Annotated in this window: 17 protein-coding genes; 4 read left to right on the top strand and 13 right to left on the bottom strand. The window is 38.2% G+C overall.

Translation table 11 applies throughout. The annotated features are described in order from the left end of the window. Positions 1-14: 14 nt before the first annotated feature. From GKE48_RS06010 to GKE48_RS05985, 6 genes are all read right to left on the bottom strand, one after another. The gene (locus GKE48_RS06010) at positions 15-575 is read right to left on the bottom strand and encodes a TetR/AcrR family transcriptional regulator (RefSeq protein WP_119212168.1); all 561 of its coding nucleotides are present in this window, start codon (positions 573-575) and stop codon (positions 15-17) included. A 113-nt stretch (positions 576-688) separates the two neighbouring features. Next, on the bottom strand, positions 689-1,522 hold the full coding sequence (locus tag GKE48_RS06005; protein WP_173016895.1) for a helix-turn-helix domain-containing protein: 834 nt from the start codon (positions 1,520-1,522) through the stop codon (positions 689-691). Positions 1,523-1,614: 92 nt separating this feature from the next. Then, positions 1,615-2,742, bottom strand: coding sequence for an NAD(P)/FAD-dependent oxidoreductase (locus GKE48_RS06000; RefSeq protein WP_022097566.1), 1,128 nt, complete (start codon positions 2,740-2,742; stop codon positions 1,615-1,617). Between the two features lie 2 nt (positions 2,743-2,744). Then, positions 2,745-3,080 carry a (2Fe-2S)-binding protein gene (locus GKE48_RS05995; protein WP_154300656.1) on the bottom strand — a complete coding sequence of 112 codons (336 nt, stop codon included), beginning with the start codon at positions 3,078-3,080 and terminating at the stop codon, positions 2,745-2,747. Positions 3,081-3,133: 53 nt separating this feature from the next. Continuing rightward, positions 3,134-4,714 carry an FAD-dependent oxidoreductase gene (locus GKE48_RS05990; protein WP_154300655.1) on the bottom strand — a complete coding sequence of 527 codons (1,581 nt, stop codon included), beginning with the start codon at positions 4,712-4,714 and terminating at the stop codon, positions 3,134-3,136. 18 nt (positions 4,715-4,732) lie between these two features. Further along, entirely contained in the window at positions 4,733-5,068 is a 336-nt protein-coding gene (locus tag GKE48_RS05985) for a (2Fe-2S)-binding protein (protein ID WP_330583097.1), read from the bottom strand. Between the two features lie 382 nt (positions 5,069-5,450). Here GKE48_RS05985 and GKE48_RS05980 point away from each other — a divergent pair, with 382 nt between their 5' ends. Continuing rightward, positions 5,451-6,044 carry a zinc dependent phospholipase C family protein gene (locus GKE48_RS05980; protein WP_173016894.1) on the top strand — a complete coding sequence of 198 codons (594 nt, stop codon included), beginning with the start codon at positions 5,451-5,453 and terminating at the stop codon, positions 6,042-6,044. A gap of 233 nt (positions 6,045-6,277) precedes the next feature. Here the strand turns inward: GKE48_RS05980 and GKE48_RS05975 are convergent, their stop codons facing one another. Both GKE48_RS05975 and GKE48_RS05970 read right to left on the bottom strand, forming a co-directional pair. After that, entirely contained in the window at positions 6,278-7,306 is a 1,029-nt protein-coding gene (locus GKE48_RS05975) for a metallophosphoesterase (protein ID WP_154300653.1), read from the bottom strand. Between the two features lie 48 nt (positions 7,307-7,354). Further along, positions 7,355-8,509, bottom strand: a complete 1,155-nt coding sequence (locus tag GKE48_RS05970) for an amino acid permease (protein ID WP_119212173.1) — start codon at positions 8,507-8,509, stop codon at positions 7,355-7,357. 219 nt (positions 8,510-8,728) lie between these two features. On the opposite strand from GKE48_RS05970, the gene GKE48_RS05965 reads away from it, so the two are divergent. Next, positions 8,729-9,943: a GNAT family N-acetyltransferase gene (locus tag GKE48_RS05965; protein WP_154300652.1), complete on the top strand. Its 1,215-nt coding sequence runs from the start codon at positions 8,729-8,731 to the stop codon at positions 9,941-9,943. Between the two features lie 123 nt (positions 9,944-10,066). Here the strand turns inward: GKE48_RS05965 and GKE48_RS14665 are convergent, their stop codons facing one another. Together GKE48_RS14665 and GKE48_RS14660 are read right to left on the bottom strand one after the other, a co-directional pair. Further along, entirely contained in the window at positions 10,067-10,207 is a 141-nt protein-coding gene (locus tag GKE48_RS14665; RefSeq protein WP_206671571.1) for a hypothetical protein, read from the bottom strand. 63 nt (positions 10,208-10,270) lie between these two features. Next, a complete protein-coding gene (locus tag GKE48_RS14660; protein WP_206671570.1) occupies positions 10,271-10,504 on the bottom strand; it encodes an MFS transporter in 234 nt (77 codons plus the stop codon). 152 nt (positions 10,505-10,656) lie between these two features. Here GKE48_RS14660 and GKE48_RS05955 point away from each other — a divergent pair, with 152 nt between their 5' ends. Continuing rightward, the gene (locus tag GKE48_RS05955) at positions 10,657-11,337 is read left to right on the top strand and encodes a GntR family transcriptional regulator (protein ID WP_154300651.1); all 681 of its coding nucleotides are present in this window, start codon (positions 10,657-10,659) and stop codon (positions 11,335-11,337) included. A 24-nt stretch (positions 11,338-11,361) separates the two neighbouring features. On the opposite strand, the gene GKE48_RS05950 is transcribed toward GKE48_RS05955, so the two are convergent. After that, positions 11,362-12,915: an ABC-F family ATP-binding cassette domain-containing protein gene (locus GKE48_RS05950; protein WP_154300650.1), complete on the bottom strand. Its 1,554-nt coding sequence runs from the start codon at positions 12,913-12,915 to the stop codon at positions 11,362-11,364. Positions 12,916-13,063: 148 nt separating this feature from the next. Here GKE48_RS05950 and GKE48_RS05945 point away from each other — a divergent pair, with 148 nt between their 5' ends. Continuing rightward, entirely contained in the window at positions 13,064-14,905 is a 1,842-nt protein-coding gene (locus GKE48_RS05945) for a DUF4012 domain-containing protein (protein ID WP_243138454.1), read from the top strand. Between the two features lie 84 nt (positions 14,906-14,989). Here the strand turns inward: GKE48_RS05945 and GKE48_RS05940 are convergent, their stop codons facing one another. Together GKE48_RS05940 and GKE48_RS05935 are read right to left on the bottom strand one after the other, a co-directional pair. Beyond that, a complete protein-coding gene (locus GKE48_RS05940) occupies positions 14,990-19,378 on the bottom strand; it encodes a hypothetical protein (RefSeq protein ID WP_154300648.1) in 4,389 nt (1,462 codons plus the stop codon). A gap of 218 nt (positions 19,379-19,596) precedes the next feature. Continuing rightward, complete coding sequence (locus GKE48_RS05935; RefSeq protein ID WP_173016893.1) at positions 19,597-24,057, bottom strand: right-handed parallel beta-helix repeat-containing protein; 4,461 nt, start codon at positions 24,055-24,057, stop codon at positions 19,597-19,599. Positions 24,058-24,350: the final 293 nt, after the last annotated feature.

Below are 24,350 nucleotides of genomic sequence, written 5' to 3'. Positions count from 1 at the left end.
TGTACTCCCGACAATTACTTCTTCATATTAGATATAATAAGGTCAAGCTGACCCTCAAATAATTTCTCGATTCTTTCAACGGTATCCTTGATTTCATCAACAGTCTTGGCCTTTTCTTCTTTAATAATCCATCTTATAAGCAATCCAAATATAGCTTCCTCATAGAAACTGCATATAATCTCGACATCCTTAATAGAAAGTATGTATCCTTCAGACATTTTTCTAATCTGCAAAAGTGCCAGATAATGAATTCGTGTCTTAACATATTTTTCCAGCCACTCTCTTCCTCTTGCATCAAAAAGATTAGCCCATACTTTCCTATGAATTATACTATATTCTATAAATCTCATAAGAACCTTGTCCATCTCACCATTGTACTCTTCATTGAATTCATCAATCTTTGCCTGGACAACACCATCCAGTACATCATATATATCGGAAAAATGATAGTAAAATGTGCTCCTCGTAATACCACATTCATCGGCTATATCTTTAATTGTGATTTTCTTCAGTGATTTTTTTTCAGCAAGTTCAAGTGTACACTTCATTATTGCTTTTCTTGTCAACTGCGACATGTAAATCTCCCCGTTCACTTATATTTGCCTGCATATTGTAGCATATTTAACGTTGAAAGTCACTTTTTACTTAATTATATTACTTATTATAAACATTTTAATTAATGAATATTTTATGACACATTTTCAACAAGGTTGTTGTATCTGATTCTCTTAGTAAGCATAAGATATCTTTTAGGTGTCATTCCGCAATATGTCTTAAAATCTCTTATAAACTGTGGCTGGTCATAATACCCAAGATTAACAGCTGCTTCTGTCATATTATCCACATTGCCATAATTAAGGAATTCCAGACTTCTCTGAAACTGTATTATCTTGCAGAATACCTTATGGGAAAATCCCATCTGCTCAATAAAAATCTTATTAATATATCTTTCTGTATATCCAACTGTGTCAGCCATTTCTGAAATTCTCATCAGGCCTCCTGAATTATATGCCAGCTCTTTAACTGCCATAAGTATCTCCATCTTACCAAACGGCTTTTCCTGTCTCATCTCCAGTTTAGTATATTCTTCAAGAAAATAATTAATCCTGTCTTTGAATGTCTTCTTTTTTTCCATCCCACTTACAAATGTTCCATTATTATCAAGAAGTATATCTTCCAGATAGAATCGGCAGTCAACAAGATCCCGCAATGTCACATTAAGTCCAACCGGCATGCTTCCAGGCATGAACCTTACTCCAAAATACTCTTTCTTCCCCTGCCACTCTACATCTAATGCTTTAATAGGACTACCAATTGCATAAGCAGTCATTCCATTTTCTCCATATTCGAAAAGCATATCTACACAACTATCAGGAACTGTAGTTATTTCCTTTGTTTTTTCAAGTCTGAATGTGTAGAAATGTGATATCCCCTGATTAAGATATATTTCCTGCTTAAAATCCTGCGTCTCCAATACAAGAAAAGGCTGGGTAGGTCTTAATTTGTCTGTTTTATACTCCATATTGCCTCCTCTTTTCCCCCTACATTTAAGCCAACGACAAGTTTGGACTTTTAGCAGATATATAATTCCACCAAAAGCCCAAGCCATATTATTTATATTTTAGCCTTAAATCTATCATATCGCAATGCATTTATATCTATAGATGTTTTTCCATCTACTATTAAATCTGCCAGTTCATGACCAATTGCGGGTGCTATTCCAAAACCATGGCCACAAAATCCTGTTGCAAGAACAAGCCCCGGAACCTCTGATACATTTCCTAATACAGGAACACCATCTTTCATCTGGTCAGCCCAGCCTGCCCACGTCCTTACTATCTTGGCATCCGCAAGATCTGGAAAATATTTCATAATACCTCTGCATATACAAGGAGCAGTAATGCTGCTGCATATCGGGGTTCCATTATCCTTATTGACTGCCTCATAACCTGATGAGCCACCAAATACGAATGAACCATGCTTTGTCTGATGTCCATAAAAATCAGCTTCTGCTGTTCCTAACATCTGGTCAAACATATGTGGTTCAGCTTCTGTTACAAGTGCTTCAATAAGTACTCTGCTCATAGGCACATCTATTCCTACCGTACCAAGAATTTCTTTACTTTCATAGCCGGCTGCCACAACAACTGTATCTGCTTCATATATATTATTAGGGGTGATTACCTTTTTTAATCGACCTTTTATCTTCTTTAATTCTATTACCTTTTCACCCGTAATGAATCTTACGCCAAGCTTTCTTGCTGTCTTATAGAAACCCAATGTTGTCGTAAGCGGATTGGCATGACCATCTGTGGGACACCAGCTTGCACATGTTACCTCATCTGACAGATAAGGATTAATACGGCGTACTTCATCTCCATCTATCATTCTTACATCAAGTCCCACCTTGACAGCCCTTTCGGTAAGCCCTTCAAGAATCTGTTTATGTTTGTCATTCTTTCCAAGTCTTAAATTTCCATCCTGATGATATTCACAGTCAACTTCAAGTTCCTCTGATAGTGATGGCCACAGGTTCTTTATTCCGTACATGACAAGAGGAAGTTCTCTCGGGTCTCGTCCTGACTGACGGACACCTCCGCCATTTCTTGACGAGCCACCATTTCCAATATGGTCGCTGCCTTCAAGAACAATTACATCAGTGCCTTTCTTTGCCAGATAATAGGCTATAGCATTACCTATAATTCCGCCACCTATAATAATTACATCTGCTGTATTTGCCATAATTACACCTCCTTGTTGTCCTCTGCTTCATTACCAAGAATTCTCATTTCTGTAGGTCTCATTGGTGCTCTGCTTGTTGCCGGTTCAAGTGTTGCCGGCGACACTCCTAATTCCCTTGCAACAATTCCCTTAACAAGCTTTGCACAGGTCTGTCCCTGACATAGTCCCATTCCTGTTCTTAAATATCTTCTTATTTCTGTCATTGTCCACATACCATCATGAACAGCTTTTCTTATCTCACCCTTTGTAATCTCTTCACAGCGGCAGATGAGCATATCGTCATCTGGTGCCGGAACGAATTCTCCTATATCCCTTAAACGGTCATTTACTTCGTGCATATTCAATCCTCCTTATTTTGCATACAAAATCCAGCCCCTGGTGAGGGGGAGGATTATGCCTCTTTCTTGAAAAATCTTGCCTTCATAACAAATTCTGAAGGAACTTTTATAGTAAGCAGATTGGTTTTATCAAATGCCGGTGAAGACTTCACACTGATAACCTCCGCCGCACATACCTTCTGTCCATTACGTCCAAGAGCTATTCCTCTGTCACCCGTCTTTGGCAAAGGTAATAACTCATACGGCATCGTGACGCTTGCAAAGCCTTCTTCATATGTTTCGTCAACAAGGAAAATTGCCTGACCTGAACATGAAGCCACGCACATTCCACAACCAATGCATGTTGCACTTTCATCAACATCCGGAAGTGAAGTAATCTTTTCTCCTATCTTGATACATTTCTTAGGACATGCATCCTGACATGGATTACAAGGTATATTCTGGGTACATTCCATTACAGGATGAACTCCCGGTCTTCTTGTCACACCCGGAAATCTCTCAATCTCATCATCTGCAACATATCCTTTAGTAAGAAGTGTTGTAGAAATATCGATTCCTTCCTCTGTTTTTTCTATAAGCTTACCTCTGTTCTTTGGTGCAAACATTCCCTGCCTTAAACCATCAAGTGCTACATCAAGACTCTTTAAATTCTCATCTAATTCTGTTTTATCTATGTATCCCAGATACTCAGCTGCTGCGATTCCTGCCATACGTCCCTCAATCATAGCTGAACTTGCCTCTTCAATTCCTGAAACATCTCCAGCAACGAATACCCCCGGAATAGAAGTTCTTCCATATTCATCACATATAGGAACCTGTCCTCCACGCTTTGGATTATCCTCCATCTTACAGCCTGACATTTTAAGAAGCTGTGACATAGGTGAAAGTCCAACGGCCAGACATATTGTGTCTACATCAAAATATTTTTCTGTACCTTGTATGAATTTGAAAGATGAATCAACCTCTGCTATTGTTACTCCAGTAACATGGTCATCTCCTTCTGCTTTTACTATCGTATGTGACAGATAGAATGGAACTCCTGTACGTGCTACCTTTGCTGCATGCACTCCATATCCGCCAATTCTTGGTGCAGCATCAACAAGTGCCACAACCTCACAGCCACACTGTATAAGCTGATAACTTACAACAAGTCCTACATTTCCTGAGCCAAGCATAAGAATTCTGCTTCCTGGCTTAACTCCATGAAGATTCATCATTGTCTGTGCTGCTCCTGCACCAATAACCCCCGGCAATGTCCAGCCTGGAAATGTAACCATATTTTCTGCTGCGCCTGTAGCAATTATTATTGAATCTCCTTTAAAATGATGTATCTCATCGCCAATTCTTACTGTAATCTCTTTGTCCTGATACATTCCACAGACTGTTGCATTAAGAACAACCTTAACTCCTGCTGCATCTGCTTCCTTTAATAAATCTTCACCTATCTTAAAGCCCCTTATCTTAGCCTTATGCTCCTTAGAACCAAAGAATTTATGTATCTGCTTAAAAAGCTGTCCTCCTGGTTTTTCATTTTCATCAAATACAACTACTTCAAGTCCTCTCTTAGCTGCTTCTATTGCTGCTGATAACCCCGACGGACCTGCACCAACTATAATAAGATCAAATCGCTTCATATCCACACTTCCTTTCATCTACTGCTCTTCAAATGGTTTGTCACTCACTCCATACTGTGTCTGGACCTTCATGCCCTCCTCTAAAGGAGTAACACATGTCCTTATATTTGGTTTTCCATTAACAACCATTACGCAGTCTGTACATCTTCCTATCGCACAGAATATTCCTCTGGGCTTATGCTCTTTCTTTGTATATCTGTGTATCATAACGCCCTGCGCTTTAAGAGCCGCTGCAATTGGTTCTCCCTCATAGCCTGTCAGTTCTTTCCCATCAAAATAAAATGTTACAAGCCTTCCTTTTTCTTGTTTTCCCAATATTGGATGTTCTTCAATTCTTGCTCCCATAACTACCATCCTTTCTACATCTCTTTCTGGCTGCCTGCAATCTGTACGATATACAGGAAAAGCGCCCAGCCAGCGGATTTCGCTGTACTGGGCGCCTTTGCCTTAACAATTGTATGCTTTGAATTGTACGACCTCATTTATATTATAAATTGTAAAAATCAGAACTAAACTGTGCCAAAATCTATATACATAAACAAGTGCTGCTGATTGCAATATGTTCGTAAGATTTGTATTTGCATGACTATCAAAATAAATTTACATAAATTTCATGTATTCTTTTCCATAATGTGCTAGACAAACATATTAAAAGATGTTACTTTCTTATAGGACTAAAGGACTATTTATATTCGAATTTGTTATTCGATATAAAGCATTTATGAAAGGAAAATTAATGAACAAGTACGGACATGTAACCGTAACCAAAAGACTTACTCCTAACCTTAAGAAAAGACATGATTTTGCTTTAAGACTTGGAAGTATTATGCCAGATATTCTTCTGCATACTTACATCAAAGGTCATACATGGGATTCTTCATATGATAAAATTGCCAGAAGACTTCATCGCCTTGAAAGACACGGCAGAATGAATTGTTTATCCTTCTTATCTTTAGGATATGCTCTGCATTACATAGAAGATTACTTTACATTTCCACATAACTCATGGTATCCGGAACCAATGTCTGAACATGTGTTATATGAAATTAAGTTCATGAATTATATAAGAGAAGCTAAGAATGATATCGACAAACCTCTGATATCTAATAATGGACGCGGCGTGTCTGCTGACAGAATGTTAGATTATCTCATAACTAACCACAAACAGTATGCTGCTAACGATCAGGGCTTTGATAATGACTATAGTTTCATCTCTTCTGTTGGTTATGCATTTGTTGACAACTATGTAAAACTATTCATGATTAACAGCGGCAAGGATATCGTTATTGAAATGAATGAAGACTACATTGCACTTAATACTAATATCTAAAGAATTGTACTTTAAAAAACACAAGTACAACATCCCACGGCTTAATGTACGCAATAGCTGATAAACACTGGGGTTGCGACCTTTTAGTAAAGTTGTAAAGTTCTAATATTGTCAAATTATACCTTGTTTTACCATAAACTGTGTGTTATATTAGACGCGTAGATGATTTTTGCTCAAATCATTGCAGGGCTTACCCTCTTCCTTGGGTAGGCCCTTTTTCTGCCTTATTCAGCCTATTCTTCATTTTTCTTACCACTTACCCTTGTAGAAATTACTGCTCCAAGCGGTACCATGCTAACCAATATTCTTCCATCAGGCTTTCTCGTAATCAGAGTACCGCCTCTCTGGATATAACTCTTATCTATGTCCTTATATCCCAGATAATCTATCGACATTCCATATGTCATCTGGATTCCCTTATATATAAGTGAAAGTGTATTCAGATGGTCATGTCCGCAAAACATCCATTTAATAACACCATTCTCCACTGCTTTATTAAAAAATGTTCCTTCAAACTTTGAAATCCCAAAATGCTCATTCTTCTCAGCAATACTGCCATGCTGATATATTACGCTCTTATCACCAAGTTTCATCTTACGGTATGCTTCCTTAAATTCCGCAGGCGGCATGTGGAAAAATGCCATCGCCTTAATATCTGGATTACATTTTTTCAAGTCATTAAGCCTGGTCATGCACCAATCCACCTGGTCATCATGTATCCGGTCAAATCCGCTGTAAAACCAGCCTCCCTCGCCATACATATTGGAATCAAGCATAACAAGCGGCAATAAAGCATTGCCATCTGAATCGGTAAGATTGATAAAGAAGTTTCCTACACCTGTAAGCTCTTTCCTGCCTTCAGTAAATATGCAGTATTTCCCCTTCTTATAAATCTGTGCCAGTTCTTCCTTATTACATGTCGAACCCATCTCACAATCGTGATTACCGAATACAAGTGTATACGGAATTGCAAAGCTGTCCATGAATTTCATCAGCTTGTATGCCTGCTTTCTGTTATTAAGCGTACCCGCCTTTGGCAGAAATGGAAATATAGAATCTCCTGTAAGCACTATCATATCAGGCTTTGCCTTATGAATAATCTTTGTTACTGCATTTAGCGCCAGGTTATCCTTCTTCCTTGATATGAAACCAAATCCCAGATGAAGGTCTGTAAGCTGCAATATCTTAAAATCTTTATTCTTATCAATTGTATATGTAAATGTTTCCTTGTCTGTCTGCTTTAAATTGTCTGATTTATACATACTTTCACGCCTTTCTTTCCGGCACTAAAATTAATACCGGTTATATATTTAGCTGAGTGGTATTAATGCTCCTATAGCAGAAACTATTGTCGATACTACCATAAGAATCTGAAATGGCAGCGTTCCTATCACTCCGCATATAGGACTTGCTCCTGCTTTCTTTCTTGATTTACCATATGTCAGAACGAGCATTATGCTCACCAGTACAACTACACCACTCATAATTCTTGTAAGTATTATAAAGCTGCTTACTCCGAATATTGCAAATAATATACATGGAACTGTCGCTATAAGCCAGCTTACACGGTTGCCGATTCCAACCTGCTCATGCACGACATCTCTTAAAGCAAGTGTGTTACTCCAGAATGTTGTAAGCAGTGCAAAAAGCGAAAAGATACCTGCAAGAATAACTGCCCATTTTCCGATGCTCTCTCCAAGCTGCATATAAGCAAGTTCCTTATCTATTGTTCCCTTAGTTCCAAGAAGGACTGTAAGTGTCACAACAAGCACGAACGCTGACGACAGACCAAAGCCTATGAATATTGATTTTCTTATCTTACCCGGATTGCCATCAAGTCCTTTAACAACCTGAATAACCGCCTGATTAGCTGATGTCGCAAATACAACCATACTATACAGTGCAAGCAGATTATTCCAATGGAAAGGTGCTGTATAGAATCCATTAACTGGATGTGTAAATGTTCCTACTGTCATAACTGCAACTATTCCCATAAGAAGTATTACAGCGTATTTCTGTGCAATTCCTACCGCCTTCATTCCCATGAATACTACAATTCCAGCAATCACATAATATATTATCTGTGCTGCCCACAGTGGAAGTCCAAACCAGTTCACAAATATCTGCGCTCCACCATTAATATTGCCACTTACTCCTATCATAATCGCAAGTCCATACACCACAAAAACAATCCAGCTGAATACTTTCTTCATCACTCCATGGAACAGCTCACCCTCAAAGCTTTTTACAAGCTGCACACCGCCGTTGTTATACGAAAGTTCCGCAATTATAAGATGCAGAATTACATTAATGATGTAAGCTGCTCCTACCATCCAGATAACATCAATCATACTGTTCTTAGTTGCAAGATACGGAACTGCTATAATTCCCGTTCCTATACTGTTTCCCACAATCATGCTTATTGCCTCAAATGTGGTGAGCTTTGCTTCTGATTTTATTGCCATGTATGCCTCCTTTTACTGCCTTGTTTCTTATCTGACTCTACTTTTCACTTCCTGCCTCTCGCCCTGGCTTCATTTTACCTACTATTTCGTCAATTTCTACTTCTTTCGTGGGTCTTTCCTATATTTATTATAGTATATCACCAACTAGCATTTGACCACAACCGCCCCCAGTGCTATATTATGTACGAAATAAGCGCACACAGAAAAGGAATAAACGCAATGAGCAGAAATGATGAAAACAACTATACACTGCGTCCTCTTACTATAGATGACGCTGAAGAATACAATGCACTTTTAAGGTATGCCTTTCAGGTAACTGAACAGGAGCTTGCCGAGACAGGCTGGAAGGACGATGAGATTACCCAGTCCAAATTCCCTGTTCTTCAAAGAGCTGATGTACTTGGCTGCTTCAATGGTGATGATCTGATTGCACAGTTTGCAGTATACCCTCTTGATATGAATATTTACGGTGTTAAATACAGCGTAGGCTTCGTTACAAGCGTATGTACATATCCTGAATACACAGGACATGGAATTATGAAAAGACTGATGATTCAGAGCCTTATACGAATGAGAGATGCACACAAATCATTTGCTTTGTTGTATCCATATTCAATTCCATTATACCGTGGTCTTGGCTGGGAAATTATCTCTAACAAGATGACTTATACAATCAAGGATACGCAGATTCCAAGAAAGCTTAATGAGCCCGGTTATGTCAGACGAGTTTCATGGGACGACAAAGAATTTAAGGAGCTTCATACCAAATTTGCTGAAAAGACACACGGCTGTCTATATAGAAACAATCTTGCATGGGAAGAATACTGGCGCTGGGACGAGGACGACACCTCTGTTGCCATCTATTATTCTAAGGACGATGTACCTTACGGATATATGGTATACATGATAAGTTCTGATGTCATGCATGTGAAAGAAATGATTTATCTTAACCGAGAGGCACAGCTTGGCTTGTGGGAATTCATACATGCCCACGATTCAATGATTGACGAGGTCCGTGGAAACAATTACTACAGTGAGCCAATCGCATTTGAACTCGATGACAGCGATATTAAAGAGACAATCCGTCCATACACAATGGGGCGAATTATTGATATCAGACAATTCTTTGCCAAATATGCCTGCGACCCAGACGAGCCATCTGTTTGCATACGCTTCTACATTGAAGATGACCTTCTCGCATGGAACAATGGTTACTTTACATTCCTTTTTGATAACGGCAAATGTATTGAAACCGAACAGCAGCCTGATTACGAAGTATCCATGTCAATCGGCACATTAACTACATTAATGCTTGGCTACAAAACCGCTGAGAAGCTGCATGTCATGGACAAGATACAGGCATCAGATGAAGCTATTGAACATCTGGATGACATACTTTTTCATAGAATTCCGTATGTTTCGGATTATATCTGATTATGATGCTGATATGATTTTTTAACACAAAAGCCCATAGAATCTGCTTCTATGGGCTTTCCTATCAATTATTATTCAATTTCTCATTCCTTATAACCAATGTTATTATTACCAAAACATTTATCATAAGAAATCAATAACAATCTTATGTGTCTTGTGGTTAAGCTTCATTCTGCTTGTATACACAAATTCAAAAAGAATATAAGTTGTAAGATAATAGAAGAAATTCATATTCTTTACCCAGAGCATTGGATAAAGAAGCATAAGCGGAATACCTGTAAGGATAAAGAATCTTCTTCGTCCAAACTTTCTTTCCAGCTTAGTTCTTTAAAAGCTGTCTGTAATAAATCCCATCAAAGGATTAAGAATTACATCAAGATATGTTGCAATTGAAAATATAAGCGTAGCCTTAACAACTGACATATTACAAAATGTCGTGTAAAAATATAAAAGCCATGCCCCGCTTATCGCCAAAGCTCCGCTTCCCAGCATATTACCACTTCCATATGCCAGCTTGTGAATGAGAGTTATCTTTTTGTTTTTAGTTACTGTGCCACTCATCATTAACCTCCATATCTTTTATATCACTTTGTATGTTATATATTTCGTGCTATATAATATATATCAGTCGCAAGAATGTCGAGTGTTAAAAATTAGACAATTTTACAAAAATATGATATAAAATATATATCATTAACATTTTGGGGGTATCTATGTTAAATATTACAGAAAAATCAGAAGATGAAGCTGCTAAAGATTATGTACTCAGACAGCTTATTTACAACATTGTCCACACTAACCTGCTGCCAGGTCAGAAGCTTGAAGCACCTGAACTCTGCTCACTTATGAATGTCAGCAATAATCCTTTACGCGAAGCAGAATTAGAACTTGCACAGTCAAAACTGATAGAGATAAAGCCTAAGATTGGAGCATTTGTATCATATGTTAATTCAGATATTGTAGAACAGCTCCGCGACTTACGCTGTGTACTTGAGGCACAGCTTGCAGTTGAAGCATGCGATATACTGACAAAGAACCAGCTTGATTCATTATATGAAAATGTAGCTTTATGGGAAATGTATATCAAACGCGGTGATGAAGAAAAGATTTTCACACTTGATAAAGAATTTCACGGAAGTCTGTATAAAATGTGTGGCAAAACTGTATGGTACAACCTTGTAGAAAGCATGGCACCACATTTTGACAGAACTACAATATTAAGTTTCAGATGCAAAGAAACAGGTAGAATCCTGAAAGACCATGGAGAACTTGTAGCCGCCATCGAGAATAAAGACAAAGAAAAAGCTGCCCATATATCGCAGAGACATATGAGCAGATATTCTGAAAATATTGATGCAATCAGAAAACATTTTCCTGATTATTTTAATGATTAACTGCGGCAACCGCATATCATACAATTAAATACGTGTTGTCCACTTTCCACAGTCCCACACATCGGTCGCAAGACCATCGTAGAACTCTGGTTCGTGGCAGACCATAAGTATACTGCCCTTATATGCCATAAGGGCTCTTTTTAATTCATCCTTAGCATCCACATCAAGGTGATTAGTAGGCTCATCAAGTACAAGGATGTTACTCTCACGGTTAATAAGCTTGCACAGACGCACCTTTGCCTGCTCTCCACCAGAAAGAACCTTAACCTTGCTCTCGATATGCTTGGTTGTAAGGCCACATTTGGCAAGGGCTGAACGAACCTCATACTGTGTATATCCCGGAAATTCCTGCCATATCTCCTCAAGACACGTAGTTTCAATTCCAGCCGGAGTCTCCTGCTCGAAATATCCTATCTCAAGATAATCTCCCTGCTCAACATCACCTGACAGAGGCTTAATAAGTCCTAATATGCTCTTTAGTAATGTAGATTTACCAATACCGTTAGCACCTGTAAGCACAATCTTCTGGCCTCGCTCCATCTCTAAGTTAAGCGGACTTGAAAGCGGCTCATCATAACCAATTACAAGGTCGTGTGTCTGGAAAATATATCTTCCCGGTGTTCTCGCTGTCTTGAAATTAAACTCTGGCTTTGGCTTCTCTGCTGCCAGCTCAATAATATCCATATTATCAAGCTTCTTCTGTCTAGACATTGCCATATTTCTTGTGGCAACTCGTGCTTTATTTCTTGCAACGAAATCCTTAAGCTCCGCAATCTCCTGCTGCTGCTTATTGTAAGCTGCCTCAAGCTGCGCCTTCTTCACAGCATATACCTTCTGGAAATTATCATAATCGCCTGTATAACGGTTCAGCTCCTGATTATCCATATGATAAATAACATTTATAACGCTGTTAAGGAATGGTATATCATGCGATATCAGTATAAATGCGTTCTCATAATCCTGAAGATATCTCTTAAGCCACTCGATATGCTCCTTATCAAGATAGTTAGTAGGCTCATCAAGAAGGAGAATGTCCGGCTTCTCAAGAAGCAGCTTTCCAAGCAGTACCTTAGTTCTCTGTCCACCTGAAAGCTCAGTTACATCCTTATCAAGTCCAAGGTCAGATAGTCCCAATGCTCTTGCAACTTCCTCAACCTTCGCATCTATCATATAGAAATCATGCATTGTAAGAAGGTCCTGAATCGTTCCCGCTTCTGCCATCAGCTTGTCCATCTCTTCTGGTGATGCATCGCCAAGCCCGGCGTATATCTCATTCATCTGATTCTCCATGTCATACAGAAAGTCAAATGCTGAAGCAAGCACTGACTGGATTGTCATGCCCTTCTCAAGCACAGCATGCTGGTCGAGATATCCGACTCTGACATTCTTAGCCCACTCAACTTTTCCCTCATCAGGCATAAGCTTGCCTGTTATTATATTCATAAATGTGGATTTACCTTCGCCGTTGGCTCCCACTAATCCAATCTTATCAAGCCTGTTAAGCTGGAAAGACACATTGTTAAAAATCGCTCTGTCGCCAAATCCGTGTGTAAGTCCGGTTACTGTAAGTAAACTCATATCTGATATCCTTTTCTATTAAAATTTCTTAAAGTATTATAAGTTATGTACATTATTATTGTAAATACCTTTATTATCTGATAAACTAAAATATTGTTTGTATACACAATTTATTAATTATTCTTACATGATAGGAGGGTTAATATACATGGATGAAATGTCATTTGAGTGGAGCGAACATGAACATCACTCTCACCACTCACATAATTCCGGTAATTCGCATCATCATCACTCGCACCATACAAAGAAGCATAAACGAAAACGTATCATAATCGGCGTTGTTATTGCGGTAATTCTTATTCTGGGATTAGGCGGAGCATTTGGTGCTGTTACTGCTAAAAAAGAAATATCTGATATAAAGCAACAGGCGGTAGTCCTTAAAGCGGACCTTAAAAATGTATTATCTGCACTGAAGGCACAGGATGCTGATTCCACATTTGCTGCATGCGATGAGCTTGATATAGCACTTGACAATATTAATGCCACATTAGACAAGCCTTTATGGAGAATGGTCTATAAAGTTCCTAAGTTTAAAGGTTACATAGACTCTGTAGAGAAACTTCTCTCTCTTGTAGATGAGGCTTCTAATGATATTGCACGTCCTACAGCAGCTGTTTTTGAAGAATATCCTTTATCTGAACTGAAGGTAGATGATGGTTTTAACATTACTGTTATTAATGCATATCTGTCTCTTCTTGAGGATATTGAGCCTAAGATTGACGATATTGTATATTCCATGAATCAGGTTAATCTCCCTATGGGACTTAACAGCATGATATCTGATTACTCTACACAGATTGCTTCAATGACTGGTTCATATGATAATCTCAAAGAGTTCCTTCCTCTGTTCAAGGCATTTATAGGAGATGGCTCTGACAGAACATATCTGCTTGCCGCACAGAACTCTTCTGAGATTCGTGCTTCCGGCGGCTTCCCTGGTTCAGTTGGAACCATAAGAATCCGCGATGGAATTCTTTCAATAGGTGATTTCAGCAGTGTATATAATGTTCTTTCAACTCACACTCCTTCTGCTGCCGGTATAACAGATGAGGAAAAAGAGCTTTTTGGTTCATGGATGAATGCACCAAGAGATGCATGTTTTGATCCTGCCTTTGAAAGAGTTGCTTATATATGGGCACTTGCCTACGAGCAGAAGAATTTTGAGCACGTTAATGGTGTTGTTTCCCTTACCCCTGCAATTATTCAGAACATGCTTGGATACATCGGCAATGTAACACTTTCCGATGGCACAGAGTTAACTGGAGATAATGCTACACAGGTTTTACAATATGACCTTTATTACAAGTACCTTAATGCAAATGCTTCTTCTTCTGCGGGCGATTACGTTGATAATTTATTTGCAGAAACAGCTAAGGTTACCATGGCAAAGCTGGTATCTGACTTTGATGTAAAAAAAGCCGGTGATTATTATAAAGTATTCTCGGATGGAGCTAAGAACCGTACAGTTATGATGTGGATGGAAGATGAGGCTGAACAGGCACTTGTTAAAAATGCCGGATGTTCCGGTGGACTTAATGATGACTCTGAGAATCCTGAAACCGGAGTATACTTTAGTATCTCTGATCCATGTAAGTTAGGATGGTTCCTCAATATAGACACACAGATAAGTGAGCCTGTTGTTAACAGTAATGGTTCAAGCACTTATGAAGTAACTGCTACATATAGCAATACATTAAGTGATAATGACAAAATCAATGCCGGTAGATACATCCTTGGAAGTTATGGTGGTACAATTACTGGTTATATCCATATATTTGCCCCTGCTGGCGGCTCTATCTCTGATATAGAGATGAGCAATGGAGATACAATGTACACTGGCAATTACAACAATCTTCAGGTTGCCTACAGATTTGGCAATTCAATTGCTCCTGGTTCAAGCATAACAGTAACATACAAAATTACTACTGCTTCTGGTGTTACTAACCCACTTGGTGTTAATTCAACACCTACATTACAGAACTACAGATAGATGATATTAATCACTATCTTTACACAATAAAAATTGGCGGCTGATATGAAAATCTATCAGCCGCCATTATTATTTATTCAATTATTATTTTACAACTTTCTTCTTTGATGAAACAACCATCACAACTACTCCTGCTGAGATAATCATTGCCAATGCAAATGGTACTGCATGCATTGTGTCTCCTGTCTCAGCAGTAGGCTCTTTAACTGTTGTATCTGTTCCTGTTGATGGAACATTTGCATCATCCTTATTATCAGGTGTTGAAGGTGTTGGATTAACCTCTTCACTGCCTGCTGTTAGCTTAGGAATAACTGTTACATTAGTCTTCTCTGTACAACCTGCATGTAAGCAGTGCTGTGACTTAGAGCCTTCTTCGGTAGTAGTGGCTTCCTTATCTACTGTGAACTCGTTGGCAAATTCATGTCCAAGGGCTTCGATTTCTCTTGTTTCTTCATGTCCACATACTGTACATATTCCATGCTTTTCACCCTTTTCTGTACATGTTGCTTCCTTAGTTGTTGTCCACTCAAATACATGAGATACAACTTCGCCAGCCTGTGGCTTAACGCTTATTGCTTCTTCACTTGTTGTATCAAGTCTTGCACCAACATTATCGCTTAATACACCGCTCTTAATAACTAAGAGATTATGCATATCAATTGTTCCGTCTGCATTTCTTGATGGTCTGATTGTTGTATCTACACTTTCGAACCACTCATCTGTAGCCTTCTGACCAAGATTATTGTATGATTCTGAGCCATTATAAATGTAGTTATCATCTCCGTGCTGTGAGAATGGAATAAGGTCTGCCTTAGCAGTTAAATCTGCCTTAGACATAGATATAAGGCCGCTAACCTTCCACTCCTTAAGCATAGAATCCATTGTATTAAGACCTATGCTATATGAATCTGCATTACCATTGTTATAAGCTGTACATCTTGTAATAGAGATATCAGGACAGCTGTTACTTGTTATTCCCTTTGCATGATTTCCAAATGAAACACAGTTAATAAGCTTATGTCCTCCCTTAAGATATCCTCCACCTAACTTAAATCCGTTACCTTCACCATAGTTATAACCTGCAGCAGTTACATCATCTGTTGTAAGCCATCCATTGTTGTATGCTACACAATTTTCAATTGTAACTGAACCAATTGTACCAGATACTGACTTAGCATAGAGATCCCAGCCATCATCAATATTGTTATGTGATATACAACCATAGAATCTGTTGCCTTCACCACATGTTAATTTTGCTGCAAATCCATCTGCATCATTTCTTCCTGCATCACAGTTATCAAATGACTCACAGTTCTTGATAAGATTTCCTGTTGGCCATAACTTACCCTGAATTCCTGCATAGTTATCAGCTCCACCATTTCTGCTTATCTGAATACCGCTGTTTGCCGCATGATTTACTGTACACATATCTATTGTATTATAGTTACCGCTTACCTGAATACCTACCCCTGATGAATCCTTTACATATAAACCATATACATGCCAATAACTTCCGATTACTGTAAGACCTGCGCCTGACAATACAACACCATCAGTTCCATCTGTTGAGATTGATTCTGCAACAAGATTAATTGGCTTATCTGCTGTTCCGCATACACTTCTGTTAATTGTAATCCATTTATCATATACACCATTCTTCATAAGAATAGTCTGTCCTGGCTGTGCATATGAAACTGCTGTATTAATATCTAATGGACTTTCTTCAGTTCCGTCACCAGTTGTCTTACCATCTGGAGTTACAATAATTGTCTGTCCAGCCTCACCATATACCTTACGAGTAACATTTGTTTCACTTGTTACTGTTGTAGTTGATGTAATATTAGCTGCCGCTGCTGGTTCAAATTCTGCCTTAATAGTATTGCTTCCAACATTAACTGCAACTGGAATTCTTACAACCTCATCAGCTGTTACTTCCTTAGAAATAGCCTTACCGTCAGCACTTCCTGTTACCTTTAAAGTTCCTGCACAATTAGGAACTACCGTGTATTCATACTCACCTGCTCCACATGTGTTAGAAGAATATACTCTGATTGATGGTGTTACCTTGTCTTCTACGACCTCAGATGTTGCAAGTCCCTTACTTTCTGATGTAGTAAACTTGATATCAGTAATCTTAACACCAATCTTTCTTGCTACCATAACACCTACAACTACTGTTCCATCTTCCTGTACTGATGTAAAATCATTAGCTGTAAGCTTCTGTGTCTGTGTTCCATTCTCTGTTGTTGCAACTGCTTCGTATCCATCATCAGTCTTTCTTACTGTAAATGTATACTCAGCTCCAACCTTGAACATATCTGTTCCTGTTAACTGGTTAAACTTAACATTATTATTAACTCTGTCTACACCATCTTTGTTAGATGTATCTGCTGATGTATAACCTGTGATATAACGCATTGTTGGTGCATTAATCTTAGAGCTGTACATCATTGATGAGAAGTAGTTAAAATATTTGTGTACATAACTTGGTGTACCCCAGTTATTAACACCTAATGTATCTGCAACTACAACACCAAAACCTGTCTGATTATCAGGGGTAAGAGATGCATCTGTTACTGTAAATGTTGCAGTTAATTCAAAGTTCTCTTTCTCTGGATTAACCTTAGTGTAGTAATATGAGAATCCATCTTCATCATCAGAAATCTTTCCTGAAGCCTTAGCCTGAATTTCCATACTTCCTGTTGTATTAGTAATATCTTTTGCTTCAACTGTAGCAACTTTCTTAGATGCTGTATCACCATTAGCAATATTTATAACCTGTGCATTACCATCAGCTTCTGTGATAGTTGCCTTAGTCTCCTGAGCTGAACCAACAGTTGACACATACCAGTTCTTCTGTGCATCTGCAGTTACTGATAACTCTTTTTCTGAAACAGCTGAACAATATCCATCTGCTCTATTTGCAACAACACTGAATTCATATGTACTTCCAACTGTTAAATTCTTAACTGTATAATCACCTTCTGTGATTCCATCAATCTTAACTGCTGTGCTTTCATCAGAACCTTTAACCTTATATGTTAAAGTATAATCCTTTGCATCGCTTATATTAACCCAATCAAGATATACTTCTCCATTACCCTTGTTTTCAGCCCATGTAATAGTTGGCATCTTAACACCGAGTATGAAATCTTTTACTTCATAAACATCTGAAGCTTTATCTGCACAACCTAATCTCTGTGCTGTTGCTACAAATGTATAATCACCACTTTCATGAGCTGTAAAATTAACTGTTGCTGTTCCTTCTGATCTCTTTATAACAGCTTCTCCAGCCTGTCCATCATTATGAAGCATTGTTACCACAATATCTTCAGCCCCATTATACTCATCCACAATTCCTTCAACAGTAACAGTAAAACCATCTGAGCCTGCTTCTACTTTACTGATAACTGGCTTTGCTACTGATTCCCAGTCAACTACAGTCTTCTTATTTAACTGTGAATAATATACTTTCCAGATCTGAGCTGTTGCTCCTCCAAGGTATGCATAATATGTCTTGCCAGCTTCTACCTTTGCTTTAACAGTATTATATGTACTTGCATCTGTGGAATTTTTCACCTCTGCTGCCTTAGTTCCATCTTCCGCTACTATATAGAAAGTCTTGCCCTTTCCTATCTTAGTATCAATTGCTAACTCTCCATTAGCTGCTGCTGTATACTTTATATAACAACCACTATCTGGTACTGTTCCTGCTGAATTCTTTCCATTAGTCTGTGCCTTTGCTGATCCTGCCTTAGCATTATCTCCTAATGCACTGAACCCATCATCAAATGTCTTGTCATCTGTGGCATTATTATTAGCCCAGCCTGTTCCACATAATGTTAAACCATTATTATATGTTGTTGAAGCCAATATATCTGCAGCTAACCACTCTGCTTCTGCAGGTGTAAAGTATACCTGCCAAATCTGAGCTGTTGCTCCTCCAAGGTATGCATAGTATGTCTTTCCTGCTTCTACTTCTGCCTTAACAGTATTATATGTACTTCCAGAAGTTCCATTTTTTACTTCTGCTACCTTAGTTCCATCTTCTGCTATTACATAGAAAGTCTTGTTCTTTCCTATCTTAGTATTAATAGCTAATTCACCATTAACAGGTGCTGTATATTTTACATAGCATCCATTATCTGGTACTGTTCCTGCTGCTGTCTTTCCATCTGTCTGTGCCTTTGTAGATCCTGCCTTGGCATTGTCTCCTAATGCACTAAAACCGTCTTCAAATGTCTTGTCATCTGTAGCATTATTATTAGCCCAGCCTGAGCCACATAACACTAATCCTGAGTCTCCTTCTTGTGCTGCAAGAATATCTGCTGCTGACCATGTCACAACAGAAGACTCTGCACTTGCTGTCGATGCTTTAGCAACAATGTTATTAGAGCCGGTAACCGGCATAATACTAACAACCATTAAAGCTGCCATAAGAACAGACAACATTCTTTTAGTTCTTTTTCTCATGAAAAAAGCCTCCTTTTCCTTTTCATAAATCTGTAATAAGAGTACCATCTAATAGAACAAATAGTCAATAACACTTTTAGTAAATGTTTTTCTGAAAGTCGTTAAAACTAGATATTACTTTGTAATAATTGTACAATAATTATCATATATCTATATACAAAAATGAGGTCTGGATAACCAGACCTCATTCATATGTTTTATTATACTATTTGCTTACACTAAACTCTCTTTCTCTTCTTTTCGAAAAGAACTACGGCTGCTGCAAGTAATGCCATAAGCATAATTCCTGCATATACAGCTATCATATTTCTAGAGAAATCACCTGTCTTAGGAAGAACCTCAAGCTTAGTCTCTGCAATATAACCATCTGTAAAGCATGCTCTGAATGTATGCTCTGCTGCTTTTAAGCTCTTAATGTAAGAAGCCTTGAATGTAACAACTGTTGTGTTACCATTAGCTACTACTGTGTACTTAGAAGCATCAAGAACTACATCATCAACCATAATATAATCAAATGTAGATGCATCTGCATCAATTGTCCACACAATATCTGTAGATGTTCCCTGAATAACTGCAACATCTGTTGTATTACCTTTAACAACATCTTTACCTGTTATAGATATTGTCTTATGTCCCTTAATTCCCTCAGGAACTTCAATCTTAGCTGATGGAGTACCTGTCATTCTTGCACCTGTATTAGCTGCTGCCTTGTCTGTAAGTACAAGAAGACCATTCATGTTGATTGTGTTATCAGCATTTCTTGTTACCTTATGTGATGCATATACATGTGTTGCATGATCCATTGCTGTATCAACTGATTCAAACCAGTCATCTGTTACAGTTTTAGCTGAATTCTTAGCTGTTCCTTCATAATTCCAGAAGTAGTTAGTATCGTTATCAACCTTTGTCTTGTCCTGTGTTCCAAGTAATTTAAACTGCTCAACATTATCTTTCATATATGTTCTGTATGAAAGTACACCTGTTGCTGAGAAATCTGTATTCTTAGCTGAATTTGTATAAAGAGCAATATTATAAGACTCATTATTGAATGTTGTACAGTTAATTACATTAATATCTGGACAAGAGTTAGAATCAATACCCTTAGCCTTGTTATCAAATGCTACGCAGTTCTCAAGAACATGCTTGCCTGACATGCTGTCGCCACCAAGCTTAAATCCATTACCGTTACCAGCATTTGTACCATCTTCAAGGTAACCATTGCCATAAGCAACTGAATTCTTAATTGTTACAGCGCCAATTGAACCTGACTGAACCTTAGCAAAAAGATCCCATCCATCATCAGCGTTGTTGTATGAGATACAACCATCAAATACATTACCATCACCAACTGTTAACTTAGCTGCAAAACCATCAGCATCTTCATAACCTGCATCGGCGTTACCATATGATGTACAGTTAAGAATTAAGTTATATGCTGGCCACATATCAAATTCATCTGTTGTAAGATATCTGCTAACCTGAAGACCTGTATTACCATTGTGGTAAGTCATAATGTTATCCATTGTATTATACTTACCAGAAAGCTGAATACCCTTCTGTGCATTAGCTGAATTAGTTACATCAAATCCCTGGAAGTACCAGTAATCACCTGCAAGTACCATACCTGCACATAATCCCTGGAAATCAAATACTGGTCTTGAAGAAGCTTCTGTATCAGCTACCATCTGAATAGGCTTATCTGCTGTACCATTAACACCTCTCTCAACCTTAACTGTCTTCTCAAGGTAATATGTACCTTCCATAACAACGATAGTCTGTCCTGGCTGTACATACTTAACAGCATCATAGATGCTCATTGGATCTTCCTTAGTACCAACACCATACTTACCTGGTGCTACATAAATTGACTGTCCTTCAACGCCATATGTTCTGTATGTTACAGTAAATGTGCCTTCAATTGGCTCATATGATGACATAACCATATCCTTTTCTGGAATATAGCCAGCATCTGGTGTAAATACATATCTAAATGAATTCTTACCTACATTAAGTGTTGTTGTTGCAGGCTTAACAACTGTATTAGCTGCAACAGCTACATCTGTAGCAATTGCGTTATCTTCACTATCCCAGATAGAAAGAACACCATCACAGTTAGCTGTGAATCTGAATTCATAATCACTTGAACCTGTTGCAGTCTTAGAATTAAATGCTGCATTAGTTACTAATTCTTCAATTGGCTTCTCTTCTGCTGGAGCATCATCAGATGGATTAATTGTTGTAAATGTTACATCTGAGAATGTTGCCTGTGCATATCTACTTGTGAAGAAACCTACATATACATTATCAGAATCAAGCTGTGATAATGTTTCAGTGTCATAATACTTCTTAGTTGTTGAATATGTTCCATCTACTGATTCGTATGACACAAAATATCCTGTGTTATTCTTCTGAATTGTAAGATACATCTCAGTAACAGGATTCTCTATTGTTGCATCAACTGGCTTAACAGCATTACCAATAACATTGACATTCTGTGCATATCTCTGCTCAAGAGGATACATAGCACTCTGGAACTGTTTTACTGTTTCAGTATCATTAGCCTCTATTGCTGCAATGTTATCCTTAGTAAGCCCCTTCTTCTCCTGTGAAGCAATACCGATCTTCTGAGATACCTTAAGTGCTGTTGTATCATTAGTAACTTTACCAGCTTCTTCATTCCAGTAATATTCTGTCTTAGAAACTACAGCCATATAAGAATTGTTCCATCCAGAACCACCAAGTCTGTCTGCTGCCATAAGACCAAAGCCTTCCTGGCCGTTTGATAAATTCCACTGATCTACAGTTACTTTAGCTCTTAATGTAAAGTTAAGTGATGTAGGTACTGCTGTATAATAGAAATTAAGACCATCAAATGATGCTGGAACTAATTTTCCGTTATTACCGCTTCCATTAAGAACTCCATTAGCATCTACTGCTCCAGATCTTAATGTAACTGAACCAGTTTCATTAATGTTTCCTTCATATGCTGAATTAGACTCGCTTGCACCGTTACCATATACGATATATCCCCATACCTGCTTAGCTTCAGCTGTTGCTGTTGCAGATATTGTTGACTTATCAGATACAGCAGCTGGTGTCTCTCTAACTGCTTCAACTGCAAAATCATACTTTGTACCAACAGTTAATCCTGTAACATCATAAGATGTAGCAGATGTTGAACCAACCTTTGTTCCGCCAACATAAACATTGTATGATGTAGCTTCCTTAACTGACTGCCATACAAGACTTACTGTACCATTACCCATGCTTGTTGCACTGCTGATAGATGGTGCTGAGAGTGGATAAGCAAAGTTAAGCTTAACTGTATTACCAGTCTTATCCTGTTCATTCTCTCTAGAAGCTGTGATTGTAAATGTATACTCACCTGAAGAAGCTGGAGAGAATGAAACCTTTCCGCCTTCACCTTCAAGTGCATATCCCTTTGTTTCTGTATTACCTGAAGCATCTGTCATAACAACGCTTACTTTATCTGCACCATCATTACCAAGAACCATTGTAAATGGAACAGTTACATTTGCTCCGTCCTGAGCCACTTCTCCAATTACTGGTGCAGCAACTTCTGACCAATTTTTTCTTGTAACAACTGGTGCATCACCACCAACTGTATCTGTAACAACTACCTTGAAGATATAATTGTTATTTTCAAGTCCTCCAAGATAATATGTTCCTGCATCTGCTAATTCTAATGTAGAAACTACTGGGTCATTCTTTGCTGCCGTTACTTCTGTCTTAGTTACTACATCTCCTGTAGAATTAAAGATTGCCATCTGACGATTGTCTGTTCCACCTTCTACCCAGTAAATCTTAACCTTAGCTGTTCCTTCTGTCTTGAAAGAAACAAAGTTCTTCATATTAGCAATATCAGCCTTACCGCCAAAGTTAATTCTCTGTGTTCCAGCAAATCCGTCATCCCAAGTCTTGCTGCTTGAGTCAATCTTAGTCTTTGCACTCATATATAATGTAAATGCATTATCTGTTCCTGCTGCAACAGTCTGTCCATCTGTAAACTTTCCTGCTGCTGCCGCCTCAAGCTTAGCACCATCAAGTTCGTATTCCTTAACAACTGGCTCTTCAACCGGTGCTGTCTCCTCAACTTCAATCTTGAAGATATAATTGTTATTCTCAAGACCCCCAAGGTAATATGTTCCTGCATCTGCTAATTCTAATGTAGAAACTACTGGATCATTCTTTGCTGCCGTTACTTCTGTCTTAGTTACTACATCTCCTGTAGAACCAAAGATTGCCATCTGACGATTGTCTGTTCCACCTTCTACCCAATATACTTTTACTTTTGCAGCATTAAATGTCTTGAAAGAAACCAGATTCTTCATATTAGCAACATCTGCTTTACCACCAAAGTTTACTCTCTGTTTACAAGCGTAACCATCTTCCCATGTTTTATCACTTGAGTCGATTTTAGTTTTTGCACTCATATAAAAAGTAAAATATCCATCAGTTCCTGCAGTAACAGCCTGACCATCTGTATACTTTCCTGCCGCTGCTGCTTCAAGTTCAGTACCCTCAAAAGTGTACTTCTTGCCACTCTCTGCAGCCTTTGCCTTGCTTGTGAATATACCACTAAATGAAGTAAATGGCATAATAGCAACAACCATCAGCACTGCTAAAAAAGCGGCTAAAATTCTTTTACCCTTTTTCATAAAATCCTCCTTATTATATTGTAGGCATAGTAAAGTTCCTGTTACTAACAGCATATAACATGTTCTTTTCGACATGTTGCACTACAGCATGTCCCCTATACCAAAAGTTACTATCATTTTAACCCAACCGCCGATTTGCGTCAATAAGCATTATGGTTAATTTTTATGTATATTTTCTATATTGCCAACGAATTTTGTGCAATTCTGCTATAATTATCCAGTATTAATGTACATAATGTCTAGATAAAACAATTACCCCCTGCAGTATCTGATGATACTACAGGGGGGTAATT

It is taken from the genome of Lachnospira eligens (assembly GCF_009680455.1).
GTDB lineage: Bacteria > Bacillota > Clostridia > Lachnospirales > Lachnospiraceae > Lachnospira > Lachnospira eligens_A.
The sequence above is the reverse complement of the archived record's forward strand: the minus strand, read 5'-3'. Positions and strand labels throughout refer to the sequence as shown.